22 protein-coding genes are annotated in these 22,343 nt (G+C 44.6%); 20 read left to right on the top strand and 2 right to left on the bottom strand.

All coding sequences use genetic code 11. The annotated features are described in order from the left end of the window. Positions 1–22 precede the first annotated feature (22 nt). Complete coding sequence (locus tag PSI17_RS10350; protein ID WP_273551920.1) at positions 23–922, top strand: carboxylate/amino acid/amine transporter; 900 nt, start codon at positions 23–25, stop codon at positions 920–922. On the opposite strand, the gene metR is transcribed toward PSI17_RS10350, so the two are convergent. Continuing rightward, positions 807–1,763 (bottom strand): HTH-type transcriptional regulator MetR, encoded by a 957-nt coding sequence (gene metR / locus PSI17_RS10345; protein ID WP_273551919.1) that lies wholly within the window; start codon positions 1,761–1,763, stop codon positions 807–809. The genes PSI17_RS10350 and metR overlap by 116 nt on opposite strands. 108 nt (positions 1,764–1,871) lie before the next feature. Here metR and metE point away from each other — a divergent pair, with 108 nt between their 5' ends. The 7 genes from metE to PSI17_RS10310 all read left to right on the top strand — a co-directional run bounded on the left by metE (position 1,872) and on the right by PSI17_RS10310 (position 10,666). After that, on the top strand, positions 1,872–4,151 hold the full coding sequence (gene metE / locus PSI17_RS10340) for a 5-methyltetrahydropteroyltriglutamate--homocysteine S-methyltransferase (RefSeq protein ID WP_273551918.1): 2,280 nt from the start codon (positions 1,872–1,874) through the stop codon (positions 4,149–4,151). A gap of 478 nt (positions 4,152–4,629) precedes the next feature. After that, positions 4,630–5,538 (top strand): L-threonate dehydrogenase, encoded by a 909-nt coding sequence (gene ltnD / locus PSI17_RS10335; protein ID WP_273551917.1) that lies wholly within the window; start codon positions 4,630–4,632, stop codon positions 5,536–5,538. Further along, on the top strand, positions 5,535–6,809 hold the full coding sequence (gene otnK, locus PSI17_RS10330) for a 3-oxo-tetronate kinase (protein WP_273551916.1): 1,275 nt from the start codon (positions 5,535–5,537) through the stop codon (positions 6,807–6,809). The genes ltnD and otnK overlap by 4 nt, the downstream gene beginning before the upstream one ends. Next, entirely contained in the window at positions 6,802–7,437 is a 636-nt protein-coding gene (gene otnC, locus PSI17_RS10325) for a 3-oxo-tetronate 4-phosphate decarboxylase (RefSeq protein ID WP_273551915.1), read from the top strand. The genes otnK and otnC overlap by 8 nt, the downstream gene beginning before the upstream one ends. A gap of 12 nt (positions 7,438–7,449) precedes the next feature. After that, positions 7,450–8,229: a 2-oxo-tetronate isomerase gene (gene otnI, locus PSI17_RS10320; RefSeq protein ID WP_273551914.1), complete on the top strand. Its 780-nt coding sequence runs from the start codon at positions 7,450–7,452 to the stop codon at positions 8,227–8,229. Between the two features lie 30 nt (positions 8,230–8,259). Further along, positions 8,260–9,027: a DeoR/GlpR family DNA-binding transcription regulator gene (locus tag PSI17_RS10315; protein WP_273551913.1), complete on the top strand. Its 768-nt coding sequence runs from the start codon at positions 8,260–8,262 to the stop codon at positions 9,025–9,027. A gap of 253 nt (positions 9,028–9,280) precedes the next feature. Next, positions 9,281–10,666: a GntP family permease gene (locus PSI17_RS10310; protein ID WP_273551912.1), complete on the top strand. Its 1,386-nt coding sequence runs from the start codon at positions 9,281–9,283 to the stop codon at positions 10,664–10,666. Between the two features lie 7 nt (positions 10,667–10,673). Here the strand turns inward: PSI17_RS10310 and PSI17_RS10305 are convergent, their stop codons facing one another. Next, positions 10,674–10,892: a hypothetical protein gene (locus tag PSI17_RS10305; RefSeq protein WP_273551911.1), complete on the bottom strand. Its 219-nt coding sequence runs from the start codon at positions 10,890–10,892 to the stop codon at positions 10,674–10,676. A gap of 44 nt (positions 10,893–10,936) precedes the next feature. Between PSI17_RS10305 and PSI17_RS10300 the strand changes: the two genes are divergently transcribed. The 12 genes from PSI17_RS10300 (at position 10,937) to hemB (ending at position 22,258) form a co-directional block, all read left to right on the top strand. Continuing rightward, complete coding sequence (locus PSI17_RS10300) at positions 10,937–12,322, top strand: GntP family permease (RefSeq protein WP_273551927.1); 1,386 nt, start codon at positions 10,937–10,939, stop codon at positions 12,320–12,322. Between the two features lie 165 nt (positions 12,323–12,487). Continuing rightward, the gene (gene udp, locus PSI17_RS10295) at positions 12,488–13,243 is read left to right on the top strand and encodes a uridine phosphorylase (RefSeq protein ID WP_273551910.1); all 756 of its coding nucleotides are present in this window, start codon (positions 12,488–12,490) and stop codon (positions 13,241–13,243) included. A gap of 121 nt (positions 13,244–13,364) precedes the next feature. Continuing rightward, a complete protein-coding gene (locus PSI17_RS10290; protein WP_273551909.1) occupies positions 13,365–14,147 on the top strand; it encodes a tyrosine-protein phosphatase in 783 nt (260 codons plus the stop codon). Positions 14,148–14,223: 76 nt separating this feature from the next. Then, positions 14,224–14,754 carry a DedA family protein gene (locus tag PSI17_RS10285; RefSeq protein WP_273551908.1) on the top strand — a complete coding sequence of 177 codons (531 nt, stop codon included), beginning with the start codon at positions 14,224–14,226 and terminating at the stop codon, positions 14,752–14,754. Positions 14,755–14,876: 122 nt separating this feature from the next. Then, positions 14,877–16,232 carry a DNA recombination protein RmuC gene (gene rmuC / locus PSI17_RS10280; protein WP_273551907.1) on the top strand — a complete coding sequence of 452 codons (1,356 nt, stop codon included), beginning with the start codon at positions 14,877–14,879 and terminating at the stop codon, positions 16,230–16,232. Between the two features lie 76 nt (positions 16,233–16,308). Further along, a complete protein-coding gene (gene ubiE, locus PSI17_RS10275; RefSeq protein ID WP_273551906.1) occupies positions 16,309–17,064 on the top strand; it encodes a bifunctional demethylmenaquinone methyltransferase/2-methoxy-6-polyprenyl-1,4-benzoquinol methylase UbiE in 756 nt (251 codons plus the stop codon). Between the two features lies 1 nt (position 17,065). Then, positions 17,066–17,734, top strand: coding sequence for a ubiquinone biosynthesis protein UbiJ (gene ubiJ / locus PSI17_RS10270; protein WP_273551905.1), 669 nt, complete (start codon positions 17,066–17,068; stop codon positions 17,732–17,734). After that, positions 17,721–19,358, top strand: coding sequence for a ubiquinone biosynthesis regulatory protein kinase UbiB (gene ubiB / locus PSI17_RS10265; protein ID WP_273551904.1), 1,638 nt, complete (start codon positions 17,721–17,723; stop codon positions 19,356–19,358). Before ubiJ ends, ubiB begins: the two co-directional genes overlap by 14 nt. 227 nt (positions 19,359–19,585) lie before the next feature. After that, the gene (gene tatA / locus PSI17_RS10260) at positions 19,586–19,852 is read left to right on the top strand and encodes a Sec-independent protein translocase subunit TatA (RefSeq protein ID WP_273551903.1); all 267 of its coding nucleotides are present in this window, start codon (positions 19,586–19,588) and stop codon (positions 19,850–19,852) included. Positions 19,853–19,855: 3 nt separating this feature from the next. Beyond that, complete coding sequence (gene tatB / locus PSI17_RS10255; RefSeq protein ID WP_273551902.1) at positions 19,856–20,323, top strand: Sec-independent protein translocase protein TatB; 468 nt, start codon at positions 19,856–19,858, stop codon at positions 20,321–20,323. Between the two features lie 3 nt (positions 20,324–20,326). After that, a complete protein-coding gene (gene tatC, locus PSI17_RS10250; RefSeq protein WP_273551901.1) occupies positions 20,327–21,115 on the top strand; it encodes a Sec-independent protein translocase subunit TatC in 789 nt (262 codons plus the stop codon). A 126-nt stretch (positions 21,116–21,241) separates the two neighbouring features. Next, on the top strand, positions 21,242–22,258 hold the full coding sequence (hemB, locus tag PSI17_RS10245; protein ID WP_273551900.1) for a porphobilinogen synthase: 1,017 nt from the start codon (positions 21,242–21,244) through the stop codon (positions 22,256–22,258). The last annotated feature ends 85 nt before the right edge of the window (positions 22,259–22,343 follow it).

The following is a 22,343-nucleotide window of genomic DNA, read 5'->3' as shown; positions in this document are numbered from 1 at the left end:
AAAGGTAAAAGACCAATAAATTATGTGGCTGTTAACGATCACGACATTTTTGTGGGCCGCTTCATTCAGCCTGATTGGCGCTTATCTCGCGGGTCAGGTCGATAGCTGGTTTTCTGTTCTTGCCAGAGTCGTCTTGGCAGCAATGGTATTCTTACCATTTTTGCGTTGGCGTGGGTTATCGCTGAAAGTCATTTTATTGTATATGGCCGTTGGTGCCTGTCAGCTTGGTGTGATGTATCTGTTTGTATTTCATGCCTATCACTATCTGACTGTGGCAGAATTTTTGCTATTTACCATCATGACGCCGCTCTATGTCACATTAATTTATGATTTGATGGGACGTCAGCGATTGCGCTGGGGTTATGCCCTGAGTTCTTTATTGGCTGTGGCCGGCGCCGCGATTATTCGCTATGACCAATTAAGCGAATCTTTCTGGATTGGCTTGATATTAGTGCAATTAGCCAATATTTTCTTTGCAATAGGTCAGGTCGGTTATAAGCGATTGATGGAGATTCATCCGATCCCGCAGCGAGTGGCATTTTCGTGGTTCTATCTAGGAGCGTGTGTTGTCGCCACGATTGGCTGGTTGCTGTTCGGTGATCCACAAAAATTGCCGACGACTCAGTTACAGTGGGGCGTCTTGCTTTGGTTAGGCGTTGGGGCGTCGGGCATTGGCTACTTTATGTGGAACTATGGTGCAACTCAAGTGGATGCCGGAACACTGGCGATTATGAATAATATGTTGGTTCCGGCGGGATTGTTGGTCAATTTTGCAATTTGGCAGCAGCACCCGAACTGGCTGAGTTTTACCATTGGAGGCAGCCTGATTGTTGCATCACTTTGGGTGCATCACCGCTGGATACTGCAACCCGTTTCACCAACGGCAAATTATCCACAGCGTGCTGACGCGCAGAACGAATAAATGTATCAATAGCGGGTTGGCGCTGTTCTCCTTCTCGGCAGGCAGCGTACAATCTGCTCCATAATCCTTCTCCCAGCGTTTGGGTTACCACCAATCCTTGCCTTTCGAAGGTTTCCACCGCCCAGTGCGGTAACGCGGCGATGCCCAATCGGGCGGCAACCATCTGAATCAACAGTAGCGTATTATCGACGGTTTTTAAGGTCGGCGTCACTTGCGCTGGCTGGAGAAAACGTCGCCAGATGTCAAACCGTTGTCGCTGGACGGGATAAATCAGCAACGTTTCAGCCGCAAGATCTTGTGGATGAATATCGCTTTTATTGGCCAGTGGATGATCCGGCGCAATCACCAGCTTCACTTCGTAATCAAACAGCGGCGTATAGTGCAGATGGCTGTCTGCAATAATGTCAGAGGTCAGAACAATATCCAGCTCACGTTTTTGCAGGGCAGGTTGAGGATCAAACGTCACACCTGATTTGAAATCCACATTAACTTGCGGCCAACTTTCACGAAAACGCTTGAGTGCCGGGGTCAGCCATTGAATACAGCTATGACACTCAATGGCAATGCGTAAGTTTGTCTCTTCCGGTTCATGACATTGACGTAAGGAATCGGTCACTAAGGGGAGGACTTGATCTGCCAACTTTAATAATACTTCTCCTTGAAGCGTTAGTTTCAAGGGTTGGCTTTTACGAATGAACAACTTAAATCCCAGCCGATGTTCTAATTCACTGAATTGATGAGAAAGGGCAGATTGCGTTTGATGCAAATAATTTGCCGTCGCCGCGAGTGAGCCACAATGGTTCAGTGCTTGTAGTGTTTTTAAGTGTTTTAATTCGATCATGAAAAACCTTCAAGTTGATAATGAATAATTTGCGCTTGTGGTTTATACACTACCTGTTGATTATAGAAGTGTAAACATCTAGATGGCTAAAATTTTATGGGTGACGACATGACAGTTTTGAATCATACATTGGGTTTTCCACGTATCGGCTTGAAAAGAGAGCTAAAAAAGGCGCAAGAGAGCTATTGGGCGGGCAAAATTTCTCAACAGGAATTGCTGGAGGCAGGTCGTGAATTACGTGCACGTCACTGGCAACAGCAAAAAGAAGCGGGTGTTGATTTAGTTCCCGTGGGTGATTTTGCCTGGTATGACCAAGTATTGACCACGAGTCTGTTATTGGGCAATGTTCCACCGCGTCATCAAAATGAAGAGGGCAAGATTGATCTGGATACGCTGTTCCGTATCGCCCGTGGCCGGGCACCAACAGGTACACCTGCGGCCGCGGCGGAAATGACGAAATGGTTCAACACCAATTATCACTATATCGTGCCTGAATTTCAGGAAGGGCAAGCATTTAAGCTGGGTTGGACTCAATTGCTGGACGAAGTTGACGAAGCACTGGCATTAGGGCACAAAGTAAAACCGGTTCTTTTGGGGCCCGTGACCTACTTATGGCTCGGTAAGGTGAAAGGCAAGGTTTTTGATCGCCTGTCTTTATTACAGGATATCCTGCCGGTATACCAGCAAGTGCTGGCAGAACTGGCAAAACGTGGCATTGAGTGGGTACAGATTGATGAACCGGCTCTGGTGCTGGAGCTACCAGAAGCGTGGCTGGCGGCATTCTCAACGGCTTACCAGTCTCTTGAGGGGAAAGTGAAGCTGTTGCTGACGACCTATTTCGATAGCATCGGCCACAATCTGGAGACAATAAAATCACTGCCGGTGCAAGGACTGCATGTCGATTTGGTTGCAGGGCACGATCCGCTCGAGAATTTGGATAAATCCTTGCCAGAAGATTGGTTGCTTTCATTGGGAGTGATTAATGGCCGCAATGTTTGGCGAGCAGATTTGAGTGAAAAATATCAGCTTGTTGCGCCATTGGTGGGTAAAAGAACGGTGTGGATTGGCACGTCTTGTTCATTGCTGCATAGCCCCATTGATCTGAATGATGAAACGGGGTTGGATGAAGAAGTGAAAAGCTGGTTTGCTTTCGCATTGCAGAAATGCGCGGAACTTTCTTTGCTGTCACAAGCATTGAATGCACCAGAAGGCAGTAAACAGGCTGAACTTGATGCTTATAGTGCCCCCATTCGCGCCCGTCGCAGCTCCACAAGAGTAAATAGCCCTGCGGTCGCTGAACGCATTGCGGCCATTCAGCCACAGGACAGTGAACGTCATCAGGCCTATCCTGAGCGTGCCAAGCTCCAGCGTCAACGCTATAACTTACCATTGTGGCCAACCACCACCATAGGTTCGTTCCCGCAGACAACGGAAATTCGCAGCCTGCGTCTCGATTTCAAAAAAGGTCGGGTGGATAGTACGCATTACCGAGCCAATATCAGTGACCATATCAAACAAGCCGTGCAAGAACAGGAGCGTCTGGGGCTGGATGTCTTGGTACATGGTGAAGCTGAACGTAACGACATGGTGGAGTATTTCGGTGAACACTTTGACGGCTATGTTTTTACCCAAAATGGCTGGGTACAAAGTTACGGTTCCCGTTGCGTAAAACCACCGGTCATCATTGGCGATATCAGCCGCCCAGAGGCAATAACGGTAAATTGGGCGACCTATGCGCAATCCCTGACGGATAAGCCGGTCAAGGGCATGTTGACGGGGCCGGTGACCATTCTCTGTTGGTCATTCCCAAGGGAAGATATCAGCCGTGAAACCATCGCCAAACAGATCGCACTGGCTCTGCGTGATGAGGTTGATGATTTGCAGCAAGCCGGTATTGGCATCATCCAAATTGATGAACCCGCATTACGTGAAGGCTTGCCACTGCGCAGAGAAGAGTGGAAGGAATATCTGGCGTGGGCGGTGGATGCTTTCAAACTGAGTGCCGCCATTGCGGAAGATGATACCCAAATCCATACTCATATGTGTTATTGCGAGTTCAATGACATTATGCCATCCATTGCAGCGCTGGATGCGGATGTGATCACCATCGAAACCTCTCGCTCCGATATGGAGCTGCTGGATTCGTTTGAAGATTTCTCCTATCCGAATGAGATCGGGCCTGGCGTGTATGATATTCACTCACCCAACGTCCCAAGTGTTGAATGGATAGAGGCATTGCTGCGCAAAGCGGCTGATCGTATCCCGGTTGAGCGTTTATGGGTGAACCCGGACTGCGGTTTGAAAACCCGCGGTTGGACAGAAACCCGACAAGCGTTGGCCAACATGGTCGAAGCAGCAAAACGCCTGCGCTCTTCATTGAACAGCTAACTAACAATTTAACTATTCAGTTTACACTGAAATAAGTCGAAAATACCCGCCACAGTTAATGCAATGTGGCGGGTGAAATGAGTTCGTTTCCCCTGACAGTCCATCCCTGATCTTCCATCCAATCTGGCAAAAGCCCAATGTCATCTTCTCCCATTTGTTGGTGGTTTTATCTGTTTAAACGGATAAGACGCTGAGTTAGGTGCGTTTACAAGAATGAATTTCAAATGCACCTGATTTTGGGGTAATGAGAAGGGATTTGGTTATTGAGAAATTTTACTTATGTTATTTCTGTTTTTTAACACAAGTGTGTGAAATGGTATTTCTTAACTTTTTATTAAAAATCCTTTTTATTCAGATGATTAATTAATTTCCTGCTAGTGAAATATAAATTATGAATGTGATATTCATCGTTTTTTTGTGAAATTATCTATGTGAAGATTAAAAGGTAACAAATTGTCACACAACACCAGGGAACCTCATGAATAATTCAATACAAAAAATAGGGGTTATAGGACTGGGAGCGATGGGAATGGGAATCGCACAGTCTTTAATAAGAGCAGGTATACCAACCTATGGTTTTGATATAAATATCAAAGCTTGTGAACAACTTAAACAATTAGGAGCAGTAGAAGTCGCTGATAATGCTGTTCAATGGGGAAAAGAACTTGATGTTCTTTTATTCGTTGTGGTCAACAGTGCTCAAATTGAACACATCCTGTTTGGTGGGGATAATCCGCTGGTTAAGCAACTTAAGGCAGGCACCGCTATTGTCTTACACAGCACGATTTCTTCAGAACAGGCGCAAGGCTTTGCCAATCGTTTATACGAATATAATATCAAAATGCTTGACGCGCCGATTTCCGGTGGAGCATTGAAAGCTATGCAAGGGCAATTAACCATTATGGCCTCTGGACCTTCTGAATTGTTCGAACGACTCAGACCAATTTTCGAGGTAATTGCAGAGCGTCTTTATCATATCGGTGATGAAATTGGTCAAGGTTCAATTGTTAAAATGATCCATCAGTTATTGGCGGGCGTACATATTGCCGTTGCTGCGGAGAGCATGGCACTTGCGGCTAAGGCTGGTATCCCGCTGGATTTAATGTATGAAATTGTAACTCATGCTGCGGGAAATTCATGGATGTTTGAAAATCGTGTCCCCCATATTCTGGCTGGCGATTATACACCGAAATCTTCCGTAGATATTTTTGTTAAAGATTTGGGTATTGTGCTTGAGGCGGGCAGAGAGATGAAATTTCCGTTGCCAATGGCTTCAACAGCACATCAGATGTTTTTAGCTGCCAGCAATGAAGGATTAGGGCAGTGGGATGATAGCGCTGTGATTAAAACTTACAAAGGAATAACTTTGCCAGAGGAGAAATCATGACAATCAAATTGGGAGTGATTGCGGATGATTTCACGGGAGCGACAGATATCGCTAGTTTTATGGTGCAAAGCGGTTGGAAAGTTGTCCAATTATTAGGGGTACCTGATGAGAGTACCCCCATTCCACACGATATAGATGCTGTTGTAATCAGTTTAAAGATTCGTTCTTGTCCTGTAGCTGAATCGATTTTTCAAGCTATAAACTCTTGTCGTTGGTTACGGAATAAAGCGAGTTGTCAGCAGGTGTTTTTTAAATACTGTTCCACCTTCGATTCTACACCAGAAGGAAACATTGGTCCGGTTATAGATGCATTGATGGGGGAATTACAAGTTGATATTAGTCTGATTTGCCCCGCACTCCCAGTTAATGGACGGACAGTCGTTCATGGCTATTTATTTGTTAACGAAATGTTGTTGAATGAAAGTGGAATGCAGCATCATCCAATCACGCCGATGAAAGACGCTAACTTGTTACGGTTAATAGAACAACAAGCAAAAGGGATAGCAGGATTAGTTAATCTTAATTGTGTCCGTCAAGGAAAACAGGCCATTTCTCATCGCTTAGAGTCATTGCGCTTGGATGGTGTTCGTTACGCGGTTGTTGATGCCATGACAATGGCGGATTTATTGCCTGTTGCTCAAGTTGCATCGGAGATGGTTTTGGTGACAGGAGGTTCAGGGTTAGGTGCTGCAATCGCGAGTAATGATACAGGCCAAATTTCATCAACTTCCAAAATCGGAGATACTCCTCCTGCCAGAGACAGGAAGTCAGTGGTTTTTTCGGGAAGTTGTTCATCAATGACAAATCAGCAAGTCATTAAATATAAAGAGATAGCGCCAGCAATGGAATTGAATGTTGGCGAATGTATCTACAATCCTAAGTATGCAGATCAATTGACAGAGTGGATTATGCAACAACCAGAGGATGGATTAGCACCTATGTTATACGCGACTCAATCCCCTGAAGTATTACAGCAGATTCAGCAGCAATATGGGGCTACAGAATCCAGTTATTCAATTGAACACGTTTTTTCTGAGGTTGTAAGGAAACTCAGGAAACAGGGATTTAATACTTTTATTGTTGCCGGAGGGGAAACTTCCGCCCGAGTTACACAGAGTTTAAAAATCAGCCTGCTGAGTATTGGTGCACCTATTGCGTCTGGAGTTCCTTGGGTACATGATTTACATACCGATTGTTGGTTAGCTTTAAAATCAGGCAATTTTGGTGAGGCAGATTTTTTTCAGCACGCGCAGGAGATGTTTCATGAATGAGGAGGCACTGCGTGCTGCGTTGGTAGAGTGGGCCCGTTCAATGTTTGAGCGTGGGTATAGCAGTGGGGGAGCAGGAAATATCAGTGCCAAGCTACATGATGGCTCATTTATTGTTACTCCAACCAACGCGAGTTTTGGTGATTTACAAGCTAATAGATTGAGTAAATTAGATGCGGAAGGAAATTGGATATCTGGTGACAAGCCAACAAAAGAGATTGCCATGCATTTGGTAATGTATCGTAGCCGATTAGAGTGTAATGCTATTGTTCATTTGCATTCTCCTTGGTTGACTGCGCTTTCCTGTATGCCTAATCTGGATCGTGAGAATTGCCTTCCCCCTATTACTCCATATTATGTCATGAAGGTAGGGCGTTTACCCGTAGTAGAATATTTCCCTCCTGGAGACGAGAGAATTAGTCAAGAAATTGCGAAGCTTGCCCCAAAACACAATGCCATTTTGCTTGCAAATCATGGCCCCGTTGTTGGAGGTAAAACATTACGGCAAGCTTTTTTCAACGCAGAAGAGCTGGAAAATACTGCTCGTTTGTATTTAATGCTGTTACCACACGGTTTTACCACTTTGAATGAGTCTCAAGTGCGGGAGCTGGAAAGGCGTTATCCCAAGTAATAAGGATTATCTATGGCTAAGTTCGCAGCAAATTTGAGTACGATGTTTAATGATGTTCCTTTTATTGAGCGATTCTCACGGGCAGCAAACGCTGGTTTTAGAGGTGTTGAATATTTATTCCCTTATACGGAATCAGTGGAAAAAATTTCTAATTTGTTGAAAGAGAATCAACTAAAACAGGTTTTGTTCAATATGCCCGCAGGAGATTGGGGTGCAGGTGATAGGGGAATGGCGTGTTTACCTGGCCGTGAAAAAGATTTTGCAACAGGGGTTCATAAAGCATTAGAGTATGCCTTGTCATTAAATTGTAAGCAAATTCATGCAATGGCTGGGAAATGGAGTAAACAATTTAAATATGAGCAGCAAAATGAATGTTATATAGAAAATATTCAATATGCTGCGGATGTGATGGCCGAACATGATATTAAGGTTTTAATTGAACCCATCAATGCCCGTGATATGCCTGACTATTTTTTGACAACGCAAAATCAAGCAGAAGAGTTGTTAAAGGCTATTGATCGTCAAAATGTCTTTATTCAGCTTGATCTTTACCACTGTCAGATTATGGAGGGCAACTTACTGGGAACCATAGAACGATTATGGCAAAAATTTAGTCATATTCAAATTGCCTCAGTACCAGGGCGTCATGAACCAGATTACGGGGAAATCAATTACCCTTGGTTGTTTAAGAAATTAGATGAAATGGGGTATCAAGGATGGATTGGGTGTGAATATTACCCATCAGGTTATACGGAAGAAGGACTTGGATGGCTGATGAAAGCCCAATCCTGATTGAGTGATGTTAATGTAGCAGGAGAAGTCATGACCCCTCTAGAACGTAGAGATTTTATTTATCGTTACTTACATGAACACCAGACTGTCTCTATTAGTATATTAGTTGAACTGATGAATGTTTCACACATGACCGTCAGGCGTGATATCCGTATGTTGGAAGAAGAAGGAAAGGTGATTAATATAACCGGTGGCGTCCAATTGAATGATGCTTTACGGCAAGAATTACCATGGAATGAAAAAGCACTTATTCATCATCGCAATAAACGGGCAATTGGTAAATATGCAGCCTCATTGGTAGAAGATGGGCAGGTAGTTTATCTAGATGCGGGAACTACAACATTTGAAATTGCTCAGGTGTTAGCGGAGCGTTTCAATTTGACAATTGTCACGAATGATTTTTCTATTACTCAATATTTGATGAATAGGCCACAATTGAATTTGTTTCATACAGGAGGAATGGTAGATAAACGCAACTATTCTTGTGTTGGAAATAGTGCAGCTATGGTATTGCGTGCTTTGAATGTGGATATTGCTTTTATCAGTACCAGTTCGTGGGATCTTGATCATGGCGTTTCTACTCCCTATGAAGAAAAAGTTTTAGTAAAACAAGCATTGTTAGAAATTGCCCGTAGGAAAATATTGATTTCTGATAGTAGCAAATACGGAAAATATGGAATGTTCCGCGTTTGTCCTCTCTCAAATATAAATGATATTGTATGTGATGGCTTGTTGCCTATGCCAGTACAGAAACAATTACAGGAATTAGATCTGAAACTTCATATCGTCAATCTATAAGAAACATAGATTTTCACCTATCTAATAATAGCTCTCATAGGCGATGAAAGAAAAATAATCATCGCTGGTGGTGCTGGTTTTCGGGCATCAATCATTTTTTGTTACACGTCGACATAATTTTGAATTTAATTTTGAACAAATTATGTTAGATGATATCTAGAGCTCGACCTCTCCTGTTCATGCTTTTTCACTCAGAGATAAAATTTTAATTTATCTATTAGCCTAGTAATCGTTATTGAAATGGAGTTTGATTATGGAGTCTTATATTCCACTTATTGGATTAGGTGTTGCAGTATTCACCCTGATTTTTCTGGTTCTACGTACCCGTATTCACGTGATTCTTGCTATGTTGATTGCGTCAATCATTGCAGGAGTTTCAGGAGGTTTAACCTTTGCTAATTCTGTTGAGGTCATTACTAAAGGATTTGGTTCAACATTGGGTAGCATTGGTATCGTGATTGGATTGGGAATAATGATGGGACGAGTGCTGGAGGTTTCTGGTGCCTCAGAGCAAATAGCTTATAGTTTCATCAAATGGTTGGGCAAAAAGCGTGAAGAATGGGCATTAGCGATTACGGGCTACATTGTTAGTATTCCTATTTTTGTTGATTCCGCTTTTGTGATTCTCTATCCATTGGCGAAGGCATTAGCTAAGAAGGGTAAACGGAACTTATTGACACTGGTGGTTTCTTTAGCTGGAGGATTGGTGGTAACTCACCATATTGTTCCTCCAACTCCAGGGCCACTTGGTGTTGCTGGTATCTTCGAAGTCGATATCGGAGCGATGATGCTATTAAGCATGGTACTGGCTGTCCCATGTGTCATGGGTATTACTTTTTATGCAAAATGGTTAGCTATTAAATATCCTGAATACCAACTCTCTAATAAAGATGAAAAACCAGAAAACTTAAAGAAAGTTTATCAGAGTTATATGGAAGAAAAAGTCAGTAAACCGTTACCAAGTCTATTTATTTCACTTCTGCCAATCATTGCACCTATTATTCTGATCTTAATAAAAGCCACTAATAATTTACTATTGGGAACAGAAGCATTTATTGGGCAGGAAGATAACTTATATTTCCAGTTCTTTGATTTTTTTGGTGCCCCAATTATTGCGTTGGCAGTGAGTGTATTAATAGCAACTTATACATTAATTCCCAAAGTTAGTAAACAAGAGGCCATTGAACATTTGGAAACTGGATTACAAACAGCAGGTATCATCCTGCTGGTTACAGGGGCTGGCGGCGCATTAGGTGCTATATTGCGTGAAAGTGGAACAGGAATGATTTTGGCAAAATACATTGCCAGTCTGCCAATTTCACCCATTTTAATCCCATTTATTATTTCGACATTAGTACGCTTGATCCAAGGTTCAGGGACAGTAGCAATGATTACCTCAGCTTCTATTTCATTTCCTATAATCAGTCAGATACCAGATGTTAATATGTTGCTGGCTGCTCAGGCGGCAACTATAGGTACCCTATTCTTTGGTTATTTCAACGACAGCCTATTCTGGATGGTCAACCGGATGATGGGTATTAAAGACGCAAAACAACAAATGATCGTTTGGTCAGTGCCTACCACCATTGCGTGGGGAATTGGGTTGTGCGGTATATTGGTTCTTGACCTCATTATGTAAATTATCATTATTCAACCTCGCTCTGACAGTGACCCATTTTACTCCAGTCGCTGTCAGATACTTTCCAAGCAATCTCCTTCTTTCCATTGTGATTTTCATCCCCCACCACTTCGTTTTTCAACTGCCCCAATATCGTAAAATAGCCCAAAGCACTATGAAGGCAGGCGCTTGAGATATACTGATGGCGCAGGTTTCGGGCCAGCAGTAATTTATTCAGTGATGCCATTTGTGCATTTATCGCCAGTAATACAGATTTGATGAGGTTTTATGATGGAGTTTTATATTCCAATGATTGGATTGGGCGTGGCGGTATTTACGCTGATTTTTCTGGTCTTGCGCACTCGTGTTCATGTGCTTATTGCGATGTTAATGGCGGCGATCATCGCCGGAATATCCGGTGGGTTGACGATGAGCAATGTCGTTGAGGTTATGACTAAAGGGTTTGGTTCGATATTAGGCAGCATCGGTATCGTGATTGGATTGGGATGTATGATGGGGCGGATATTGGAAGTCTCTGGCGCAACGGAACGGATCGCCTATAGCCTGATTAAATGTCTGGGTAAAAGACGCGAAGAGTGGGCTTTGGCGATGACCGGTTATATTGTCAGTATCCCCATCTTTGTGAATTCAGCTTTTGTGATCCTCTATCCACTGGTGAAGGCATTGGCGAAACAGGGTAAACGCAATGTCTTGTCCCTTGGCGTTGCGCTGGCTGGAGGGTTAGTGGTCACTCACCATATCGTTCCCCCAACGCCGGGGCCGCTTGCGGTAGCCGGAATATTCGGCGTGAGTATCGGTCAGATGATGCTGGCAGGCATGATACTGGCGGTTCCCTGTGTTATTGGGATTACCTGTTATGCAAAGTGGTTGGAAACCAAATATCCTGATTATCAGATTGATAATACAGAAGAAAATGCAGAGAATTTGCAACAGGCTCATCAGCGTTATCTGACAGAAAAAGAGCAGAAATCGCTGCCGAGCCTATTTCTTTCCCTTTTGCCGATTATTGTGCCCATTATTCTGATGGTTATTGGCGTCATTAATGGAATGATATTGGAAACGGATGCCTTTGCTGGCAAGGGAAATAATATCTATTTTCAGATACTTAATTTTCTAGGTTCACCGATTATTGCGCTGGCAATCAGTGTATTACTGGCGGTTTACACCCTAATGCCAAACGTCAGTAAACACGAAGTCACTGAACATTTGGAAACCGGGTTAAAAAGTGTGGGCATTATTTTGTTGGTGTCAGGCGCGGGAGGGGCATTGGGCGCGGTATTAAACGAAAGCGCTACAGGGACAATATTGGCGCATTATGTTGCCAGCCTGCCAATAACCCCTGTTTTGATCCCGTTTATCATTGCAACGTTGATACGCATAATCCAAGGTTCTGGCACGGTAGCAATGATAACCGCTGCTTCCATTTCAGCCCCTGTTATCAGGCAGATACCGGATGTGAATATGTTGGTGGCAGCTCAAGCAGCGGTGATGGGCACCTTGTTTTTCAGTTACTTTAATGACTGTTTTTTCTGGGTAGTTAACCGGATGATGGGGATTACCAATGTGAGGCAACAGATTATCGTCTGGTCGATTCCCACCACCATTGCATGGGGAATTGGATTGTGTGGGGTACTGCTGCTTAATCTCGTCATGTAAATAGCGATGGCGATTTTTCTCTTACAAATGAGATGTTAATCACAAAAATGTGTATGCATTTCTTTACGAAGTTAATTAAAGATGATTTAAATCACTAAAAAATGTCAGAGTATTGACTAGATTTAGGTATTCATATTTTGAATCATGCCCGTTGAGGAGTCTGATATGTCTGATGTATTTCACTTAGGTATCACTAAAAGCGACCTGCAAGGCGCGACGCTGGCGATTGTACCAGGCGATCCTAACCGTGTTGAAAAAATTGCACGACTGATGGATAACCCGGTACATCTGGCTTCCCACCGTGAATTCACCACCTGGCGTGCAGAAATTGACGGAAAGGCCGTTGTTGTTTGCTCGACGGGCATCGGTGGCCCTTCAACGTCGATTGCCGTAGAAGAACTGGCACAATTGGGTGTACGTACTTTCCTGCGTATCGGCACAACGGGGGCGATCCAGCCACCCATTAATGTCGGCGATGTCTTGGTCACGACCGCCGCAGTGCGGTTGGACGGTGCCAGTTTGCACTTTGCCCCAATGGAATTCCCGGCGGTGGCTGATTTTGAGTGTACCAACGCACTGTACGAAGCAGCAAAAGCATCGGGTTCTGTTACGCATGTGGGTATCACTGCCTCTTCCGATACCTTCTATCCGGGGCAAGAGCGTTACGATACCTATTCTGGCCGTGTTGTTCGTCGTTTCCAAGGCTCCATGAAAGAGTGGCAGGAAATGGGAGTCATGAACTTTGAGATGGAGTCAGCAACATTACTGACGATGTGTGCAAGCCAAGGATTGCGTGCGGGGATGGTGGCTGGTGTGATCGTTAACCGTACCCAACAGGAAATCCCGGATGTTGAGTTACTGAAGAAAACAGAAAGCAACGCGTTGGGAATTGTTGTGGAGGCCGCTCGTCGCCTGCTGTAATACCTTTCATCAAGGGTCAGGACATTCTGGCCCTGTCGTTTGTGCGCTCTTCTCTTCCCTTCATGGCAAAATCTGTTAATGTCATAACATTTTGTAACTTTTAATTGCAACAAGAGTGACTATGACCACAACATTGCTATCTCATCCTTCACTGCTCCCTTTGAATGGCGGCATCAATTTTCGTGATTTAGGTAATAACACACTGAATAATGGCACTAAAATTAAATCAGGGTTGTTATTTCGTTCCGGTTCACTGGACAAGTTGACAGAAAACGATCAGGCTTTTTTAGTCAGCAAAAACCTTTTGCAGATCATTGATTATCGTGATAACAGCGAAATCATGGATAAACCCGATCAGGTATGGACGGGAGCACACTATCACCATGCGCCGGCCAATCCTCTTTCCAAAGAAGTGGATGCCAATCTGGAAAAATTAGACAAGGCGATACTGGAACAATTTGACGCGAAAGTATTTATGTCTCGCTTATATGAACTGCTGCCCATCAATAACCCGGCTTATCAGACGTTAGCGACATTATTGCTGCAACCAGAGAAAGGCGGAATTGTACAACATTGCGCAGTGGGCAAAGACCGGACAGGCGTCGGCTCTGCACTGGTTTTATTCGCATTGGGCGCGGATCTGGATACGGTGATGGAAGATTATTTGTTGACCAATATCACATTGGCACCGTACCGGGACTATTTATTGAATGAACATGCAAAAATGATGAGTGGCAGTGTGGTTGAAAAATTTGCCTATGTTTATTCAGTCAGGGAAGAGTTTCTCATGACTGCACTCAATAGCATTAACCAGCATTATGGCAGCGTGGATATTTGGCTGGAAAAAGATATCGGGCTCGATATGGCTGCACGTGAAAAGCTACAAGCCTATTTTCTTGAATAAAAATATCAGGTTAGCATTGGGCTGATTGTTCAGGGCTAACCTATGACATACTACTGATAACACAGGAAAGATTAATGTGAGTCTGCATGAGATCATCGAACTGGTCGTAAATTTCGTAAAAGCCCATGAAGTTTGGGCAATTCCCATCATTTTCCTGCTTGCATTTGGTGAATCGTTGGCATTTATTTCCCTGTTGTTGCCGGCAACGATCATTTTGTTGGGGTTAGGTGCATTGATTGGTGAAAGTGGGTTAACTTTCTGGCCAATCTGGGTTGCTGCGGCCGCCGGTGCTTTCTTTGGTGATTGGCTTTCCTACTGGTTTGGTTTCCACTACAAAGAAAATGTCGGCAAAATGTGGCCGCTTTCCCGCCATCCTCAAACGTTAGTCCGTGGTCATCGGTTCTTTGAACGATGGGGCGTATGGGGCGTTTTCATCGGGCGTTTTTTTGGCCCGCTGAGGGCAGTTGTACCGCTGGTGGCGGGAATTTGTGCCATGCCAAAACGCCATTTTCAGCTCGCCAATTTCGCTTCTGCATTGATTTGGGCATTCGGTATCTTAGCCCCAGGCGCATTTGGCCTGCGTTGGTTAGCCGAGTGGATGGGCTAATTGCGAGCCGCTTTGCAAACTGAAAGAAAGCCATAAAAATACTCTGGACATCTATACAGCATCTACTTAACTTACATTCATTGAGGCGGATAAATCAAAATGGTGTCAGCGAGGGGAGTTAGGTGGATATCCAGTGGTTATATATGCTAATTGGTGGCTTGAGTGGATTGCTGGGCGGAGGGATCTTCGTCTGGCTCTCTGTTCATCAGCGGGTTCAGCAAAAAGAGCAGGAACTGCGTGAATTATATAGTCAATTAGCGATCCACCGTGAAAAGTTGGAACAATCCCACTATTGGCGTACTGAATGTGATCAGTTAAACCAAGCGTTGCTGGCTCAACGCGAAATTAACAGCGTGCAGGAAGCGGAGTTACGCGAATTAAGTACCCGGCTTGAAGAAACCCGGCTGGCTGCGGAGGAAAAACAACGTTTATTGATTAACAGTGAACAACGGTTAAGCAGCCAATTTGAAAATCTCGCCAATCGTATCTTTGAACATAATCAACGCCGTACTGACGAATACCATCGCCAAAATCTCAATAACCTTCTGCTGCCCTTTCGTGAACAACTTGAGGGATTCCGCCGTCAGGTACAAGACAGTTTCGGGCAGGAGGCGCGTGAGCGCCATACCCTGACCCATGAAATCCGGAATCTCCAGCAACTCAATGCACAGATGGCAAAAGAGGCCATCAATCTCACAAAGGCGCTGAAAGGCGATAACAAAATGCAGGGAAACTGGGGGGAGATGGTATTGGCGCGGGTTTTGGAAGCCTCCGGCTTGCGTGAAGGATATGAATTCGAGACACAGGTTAATATTAAGGCCGAAAACAACGAACGTTTTCAACCTGATGTGATTGTGCACCTGCCACAGGGAAAAGATGTGATTATTGATGCCAAAATGTCTCTGGTCGCTTACGAACGTTATTTCAACAGTGATAGCGAAGAACAGCAGGCGCAAGCACTACAGGAGCATATTAACTCCATCAAAGGGCATATTCGCGGCTTGAGCCGAAAAGATTATCAACAATTGCCCGGATTGCGATCGCTGGATTATGTTTTGCTGTTTATTCCCGTGGAGCCTGCTTATTTGGTTGCACTCAATCAGGCACCAGAGTTACTTGATGAGGCGCTGAAACACAATATCATGCTGGTGAGTCCCTCCACGTTGTTGGTGGCTATTCGGACGATCAATAACTTGTGGCGTTATGAATATCAAAGCCAAAATGCCCGCCTGATTGCCGATAAAGCCGCCAGAATGTATGACAAAATGCGATTGTTTGTGGATGATATGCAGGGGTTGGGGCAAAGCCTCAACAAAGCACAGGCAAGTTACCATTTCGCCATGAAAAAACTCGTTGAGGGAAAAGGAAACTTGATTAGTCAGGCCGAAGGATTTCGTGATTTAGGCGTGGATGTGAAACGCCCCATTGATTCACAATTAATTGATAAATCTTTCCAATCGTTACAGATAAATGAGTGAACTCTGAATAGGGTTTTATCGGAAAGGCTGGTACACTGGCTATAAATTTTTTTTGAATAAAAAGCGGACAATTAACATGGCAGATCAATCAAAAGAAACCACTGATTTTGGTTTCCGCACCGTAGCCAAAGAAGAAAAAAAAGAGATGGTGGCAGAGGTGTTTCACTCTGTGGCCGCGAAATATGACTTAATGAATGATTTGATGTCATTTGGCATTCATCGTATCTGGAAACGCTTCACTATTGAAACAAGCGGTGTTCGCCGTGGTCATAAGGTGCTTGATCTTGCAGGTGGAACCGGCGATCTGACCGCAAAATTCTCCCGCATTGTAGGGGAAAAAGGTCAAGTTGTTCTGGCAGATATCAATGATTCCATGTTGAAAGTCGGGCGCGAAAAATTACGGGATATCGGGATTGTCGGCAATGTCAGTTATGTGCAAGCCAATGCGGAAGAACTGCCTTTCCCGGATAACCATTTTGACTGCATTACCATTTCCTTCGGCTTGCGAAATGTCACGGATAAAGAAAAAGCGCTGCGTTCCATGTATCGGGTACTAAAACCGGGCGGGCGCTTATTGGTGCTGGAGTTTTCCAAACCTGTCCTCGCACCGTTGAGCAAGGTTTATGATGCCTATTCATTCCATGTTCTGCCTAAAATCGGTCAGATGGTTGTGAAGGATGCGGACAGTTACCGTTATCTGACAGAATCCATCCGTACGCACCCTGATCAGGAAACCTTAAAAAGCATGATGGAAAAAGCCGGTTTTGACCAAGTTTATTACACCAACATGACCGGTGGGATCGTTGCACTGCACAAAGGGTTCAAATTCTGACATGGAAACACCCTCATCAAGCCATAGCATGTGTTCTGCGGTATCCGGTGATCAGGTGTTGTTTCCGGTATTGACTGCCTTTCTGGAAACAGCCCTGAATCATCTGCTATATCGTGAAGCGGTACTAAAACCTGCCCGTTTGAGATTGGCTGGTAAGATACTGTCTATCGAACTGAAAGAGATCGAAGCACCATTGGTACTGATATTCAGTGACAGGCGAGTGGACGTTTTGAGTCAATGGTCAGAGCCGGCGGATTGCTCAATGAAAACAACGATCCCGGCACTGCTCAAGCTGCGGGATCGTCAGTGTCTTTCAGCCTTGATTAACCGCGGTGACATTGTTATTGAAGGGGACATGCAGGTTATCCAACAATGGTCTGCTTTGCTGGATATGTCAGAGTGGGACCCCGCTCATCACCTTGCCCCTTATGTCGGTGATATTGCTGCGGAAAGTATCAGCCGGATGATGAAGACGGGTTTTGCATTTGCCAGCAATACTCTTGCAAAGAAGAAAACATATTTGACCGAATCATTGACGGAAGAACTGAATATGGCTCCCGGTGCGTTGGAAGTGGCCTATTTCAGTGAAGAAGTTAATGCCGTTGCCAATCAGATAAACCAACTCGAAAAACGGTTGGCGGCACTGGAGGGAAAACATGACGCCCAGTGAGATTAGGCGACTTTATTTTATCATCCGTGTCTTTCTTTCCTACGGGCTGGATGAACTTATCCCTAATATCCGTTTGACATGGCCGTTGCGTTTCGGGCGTTATTTCCTGTTTTGGCTCCCTAACCGACATCAGGATAAACCCCTCGGCGAACGCTTGCGTTTGGCATTACAAGAACTCGGTCCGGTATGGATTAAGTTTGGTCAGATGCTCTCCACGCGGCGTGACCTGTTCCCGCCGGCGATCGCAGATCAACTTTCAATGTTACAAGATCGGGTCGTTTCTTTTGATGGCGCAGTGGCGCGAAAATCGATTGAAACGGCATTAGAAGGCGCGCTGGAAACGTGGTTTGAGGATTTTGATCCACAACCACTGGCTTCTGCTTCTATCGCTCAGGTACATACTGCCCGGTTGAAGGAAAATGGCAAAGAAGTTGTCCTGAAAGTGATCCGGCCAGATATTCTGCCCGTTATTAAAGCTGATGTGCGGTTAATGTATCGTTTGGCAAATCTGGTGCCGCTTTTGCCGGATGGTCGTCGGCTTCGCCCGCGTGAAGTGGTGAGAGAGTACGAGAAAACCCTGCTTGATGAGCTGAATTTATTACGGGAAGCCGCAAACGCAATCCAATTGCGCCGTAATTTTGAAGATAGCCCGGTGCTCTATGTGCCAGAAGTCTATCCTGATTATTGTCGGGAAAATGTTTTGGTTATGGAACGTATCTATGGTATTCCGGTGTCAGATGTTGCGGCTTTAGAAGCGCAAAATACCAATATGAAATTATTGGCTGAACGCGGGGTTCAGGTCTTCTTCACCCAAGTATTTCGTGATAGTTTTTTCCATGCAGATATGCATCCCGGTAATATTTTTGTCAGTTATGATAAGCCGGAAGATCCTACTTATATCGGCATTGATTACGGTATTGTCGGCTCTTTGAATAAAGATGATAAACGCTATCTGGCCGAAAATTTCATTGCGTTCTTTAATCGTGATTATCGTCGGGTCGCTGAACTGCATGTCGATTCTGGTTGGGTGCCAGCCGATACCAATGTGGAAGATTTCGAGTTTGCCATCCGTACCGTGTGTGAGCCTATTTTTGAAAAACCCTTGGCTGAAATCTCGTTTGGGCATGTTCTGCTGAACCTTTTCAATACCGCCCGTCGTTTTAATATGGCCGTTCAGCCCCAGCTGGTTTTGTTGCAAAAAACGCTGCTGTATGTTGAAGGCTTGGGTCGTCAACTTTATCCCCAGCTTGATCTGTGGAAAACAGCGAAACCTTTTCTGGAGGATTGGCTGCATGATCAGGTTGGCCTTCCCGCTATCGTGCGTGCCTTTAAAGAGAAGGCGCCTTATTGGGCAGAAAAGCTACCGGAGCTGCCGGAACTGGTGTATGGCACGCTCCAACAGCATCGACGTTTACAGAGCAGCATTAATCAGATATCACAACAATTCAGGGAGCAACAGGTCAAGCAGCGCAAGTCTCTTTATTTATTGGGGATTGGTGCAACGCTTTTTATTTGTGGTAGTTTGTTCTTCATCATCGATCAGAAACATTTGGCATGGGGGATGATAGGGGCTGGAATGGCGTCATGGGGATTGGGCTGGTGCCATTTAAATAAGCGCCAGTAATAAATGAATATTAAATGAACGTCATTCTGTTACGTTCCTTGGTATGATCCGCTATTCTCGAACATCAAGTTTGTCGTTTATATTCTATAAACTTCAAGTTGCCGCTCGCAAGACGAAAGCCGCTTATTATCTCCCCGCAGCGCGGGGGGATAATAAATGCATGTTGAAGGGCGGCGCGTATATAATTAAGTCACTAGTAATATTCTGATGAATAGAGGTAGGTCAATATGGGTGGTATAAGTATTTGGCAATTACTCATCATTGCTGTCATTGTTGTCCTGTTGTTTGGTACTAATAAACTTCGCACCTTGGGTTCAGATTTGGGTGAATCAATAAAAGGCTTTAAAAAGGCCATGAGTGATGATGAAAAGCCCGAACAGCCGGAAAAAATGAGTCAGGATGCGGAGTTTGAAACGAAAAACCTCACTGAAAAGTCCACGGCTGCGCAATCTGAAAAATCAGAGAATAAAAGTAAAGACAAAGAGCAGGTATAAACCGTGTTTGACATTGGTTTTGGTGAATTACTGTTAGTCATGGTCATCGGTTTGGTTGTTCTGGGGCCGGAACGCCTGCCTATTGCCGTCAAAACAGTGGTTGGGTGGATTCGGGTATTGCGCTCGCTGGTGGTGAATGTCCAGAATGAACTGGCTCAGGAACTGAAATTGCAGGAACTTCAGGACACACTGAACAAAATGGAAGAAAAAGCCGATATGCAGTCACTGTCGCCAGAATTGAAGGCATCAATGGAAGAGTTGAAGGAAGCGGCTGAATCATTGAAAAAACAGTATCAGTTGCAACCTGATGAAATGAGGGAATTGGAAGAAGACGAAACGCATTTTCACTCTTCGACATCCCAATCGGTGGCCAAACCCTCGCATTCAGAACCCGCCATTGCAGAACCATGGGGCACAAAACCAGAGCAACAGAAAAAAACATCTCCTGAACAAGCAAATGGCGAACACTGAAACATGTCTGTGGATGATACCCAACCCCTTATCAGTCACCTGATTGAACTACGTAAGCGGATTTTAAATAGCTTAATTACCGTGCTGATCGTGTTTCTGGCATTGGTCTATTTTTCCAATGATATTTATCGGCTGATTGCTGCGCCTTTAATGGATCAATTACCTAAAGGCGCAAACATGATTGCGACAGATGTTGCATCACCTTTTTTTACCCCGATTAAGCTGACTGTGATGGTGTCTGTCTTTGTTTCAGCACCGATGATCCTTTATCAAGTATGGGCGTTTATTGCACCGGCGCTGTATAAGCACGAACGCCGTTTGATTATGCCCCTGCTGTTTTCCAGTAGTGTATTGTTTTATCTGGGAATGGCATTCGCCTATTTTGTCGTTTTTCCCATTGCGTTTGGTTTCTTTATCAATACCGTGCCGGCCGGGGTTGTGATCTCGACGGATATCAGCAATTACCTGAGCTTTGTCATGGCGCTATTTATGGCTTTTGGCGTTTCATTCGAAATACCTATTGCCATTATTCTGCTGTGTTGGAGTGGCGTCGTGACACCGGAGTCGCTGAAAAGAAAACGTCCTTATATTTTAGTCGGGGCGTTTGTGGTGGGTATGCTATTAACTCCGCCGGATGTTTTCTCACAAACGTTGTTGGCTGTTCCCATGTATTTGCTATTTGAATTGGGGATTTTGCTTTCACAGTTCTATGTTGGCAAACGGGGCGGCCGTCATTCAGTCAGGCCAGAAGATCAATCAGGCAGTGAGACGGGTAACAATTTAAAAAAATAATCTGATGCCAAACATTCATGGTTATCGCTAACTGATTGATGGTGTTAACATCATTATCATGAAGCGATACCTATTAACCCCGTAATCCAGCGCTTTGTCGCTGGGTTTTTTACATTAGGAGAATGTATGAGCTATGTATTTCCGGGCGCATTTCCCGGTCGTCGTATGCGTCGTATACGCCGTCATGATTTTTCCCGCCGCTTAGTTGCTGAAAATCAACTCACGGTCAATGACCTGATTTATCCCGTATTTGTTATGGAAGGGACAAATCAACGTCAGGAAGTACCGTCAATGCCGGGAGTGTATCGTCTGACAATCGATCTTTTGCTGAAAGAAGCAGAAGAGATTGCCCGACTGGGTATTCCTGTTTTGTCTCTGTTTCCGGTGATTGAAGCAGACAAAAAATCATTGGATGCGAAAGAAGCCTATAATCCAGGCGGTTTGATTCAGCGCTCTGTGCGTGCCCTGAAAGACGCGGTGCCTGAATTGGGCCTTTTGACGGATGTCGCACTCGATCCATTTACGACCCACGGGCAGGATGGGGTTATTGATCAGGATGGCTATGTTATCAACGACATTACCAAAGATATTCTGGTTAAGCAGGCGCTATCCCATGCTGAAGCTGGTGCTGAGATTGTCGCGCCAAGCGATATGATGGATGGCCGCATTGGCGCTATCCGCGATCAGCTTGAGACGGATAATTATGTCAATACCCAGATTATGGCTTATTCTGCCAAATACGCTTCTTGTTACTATGGACCATTCAGGGATGCCATTGGTTCCAGTGGTAACCTGAAAGGGGGTAATAAGATGACCTATCAAATGGACCCCGCCAACAGTGATGAAGCGTTGCAGGAAATTGCACAGGATTTGCAGGAAGGTGCAGATAGCGTCATGGTGAAACCGGGTATGCCGTATTTGGATGTGATCCGTCGGGTGAAAGATACTTTTGGTGTACCGACATTTGCTTATCAGGTTTCTGGCGAATATGCCATGCATATGGCCGCCATTCAAAATGGTTGGTTGAAAGAGCAACCCGCGATCATGGAATCGCTATTGTGCTTCAAACGAGCGGGTGCAGATGGCATCCTGACCTATTTTGCCAAGCGTGTAGCACAGTGGTTGCATGAGCAAAAATGTTGATCATCGTCATCGCGTGGTGATGTCACCTTTGGCTATATACTTGTGATAATAAGCGGCTTTCGTCTTGCGAGTGGCAACTTGAAGT

The sequence above is a fragment of the Xenorhabdus sp. IM139775 genome (genome assembly GCF_028598745.1).
Lineage (GTDB): Bacteria > Pseudomonadota > Gammaproteobacteria > Enterobacterales > Enterobacteriaceae > Xenorhabdus.
Note: the sequence above shows the minus strand (reverse complement) of the source record. Positions and strands in the feature narration are given on the sequence as shown.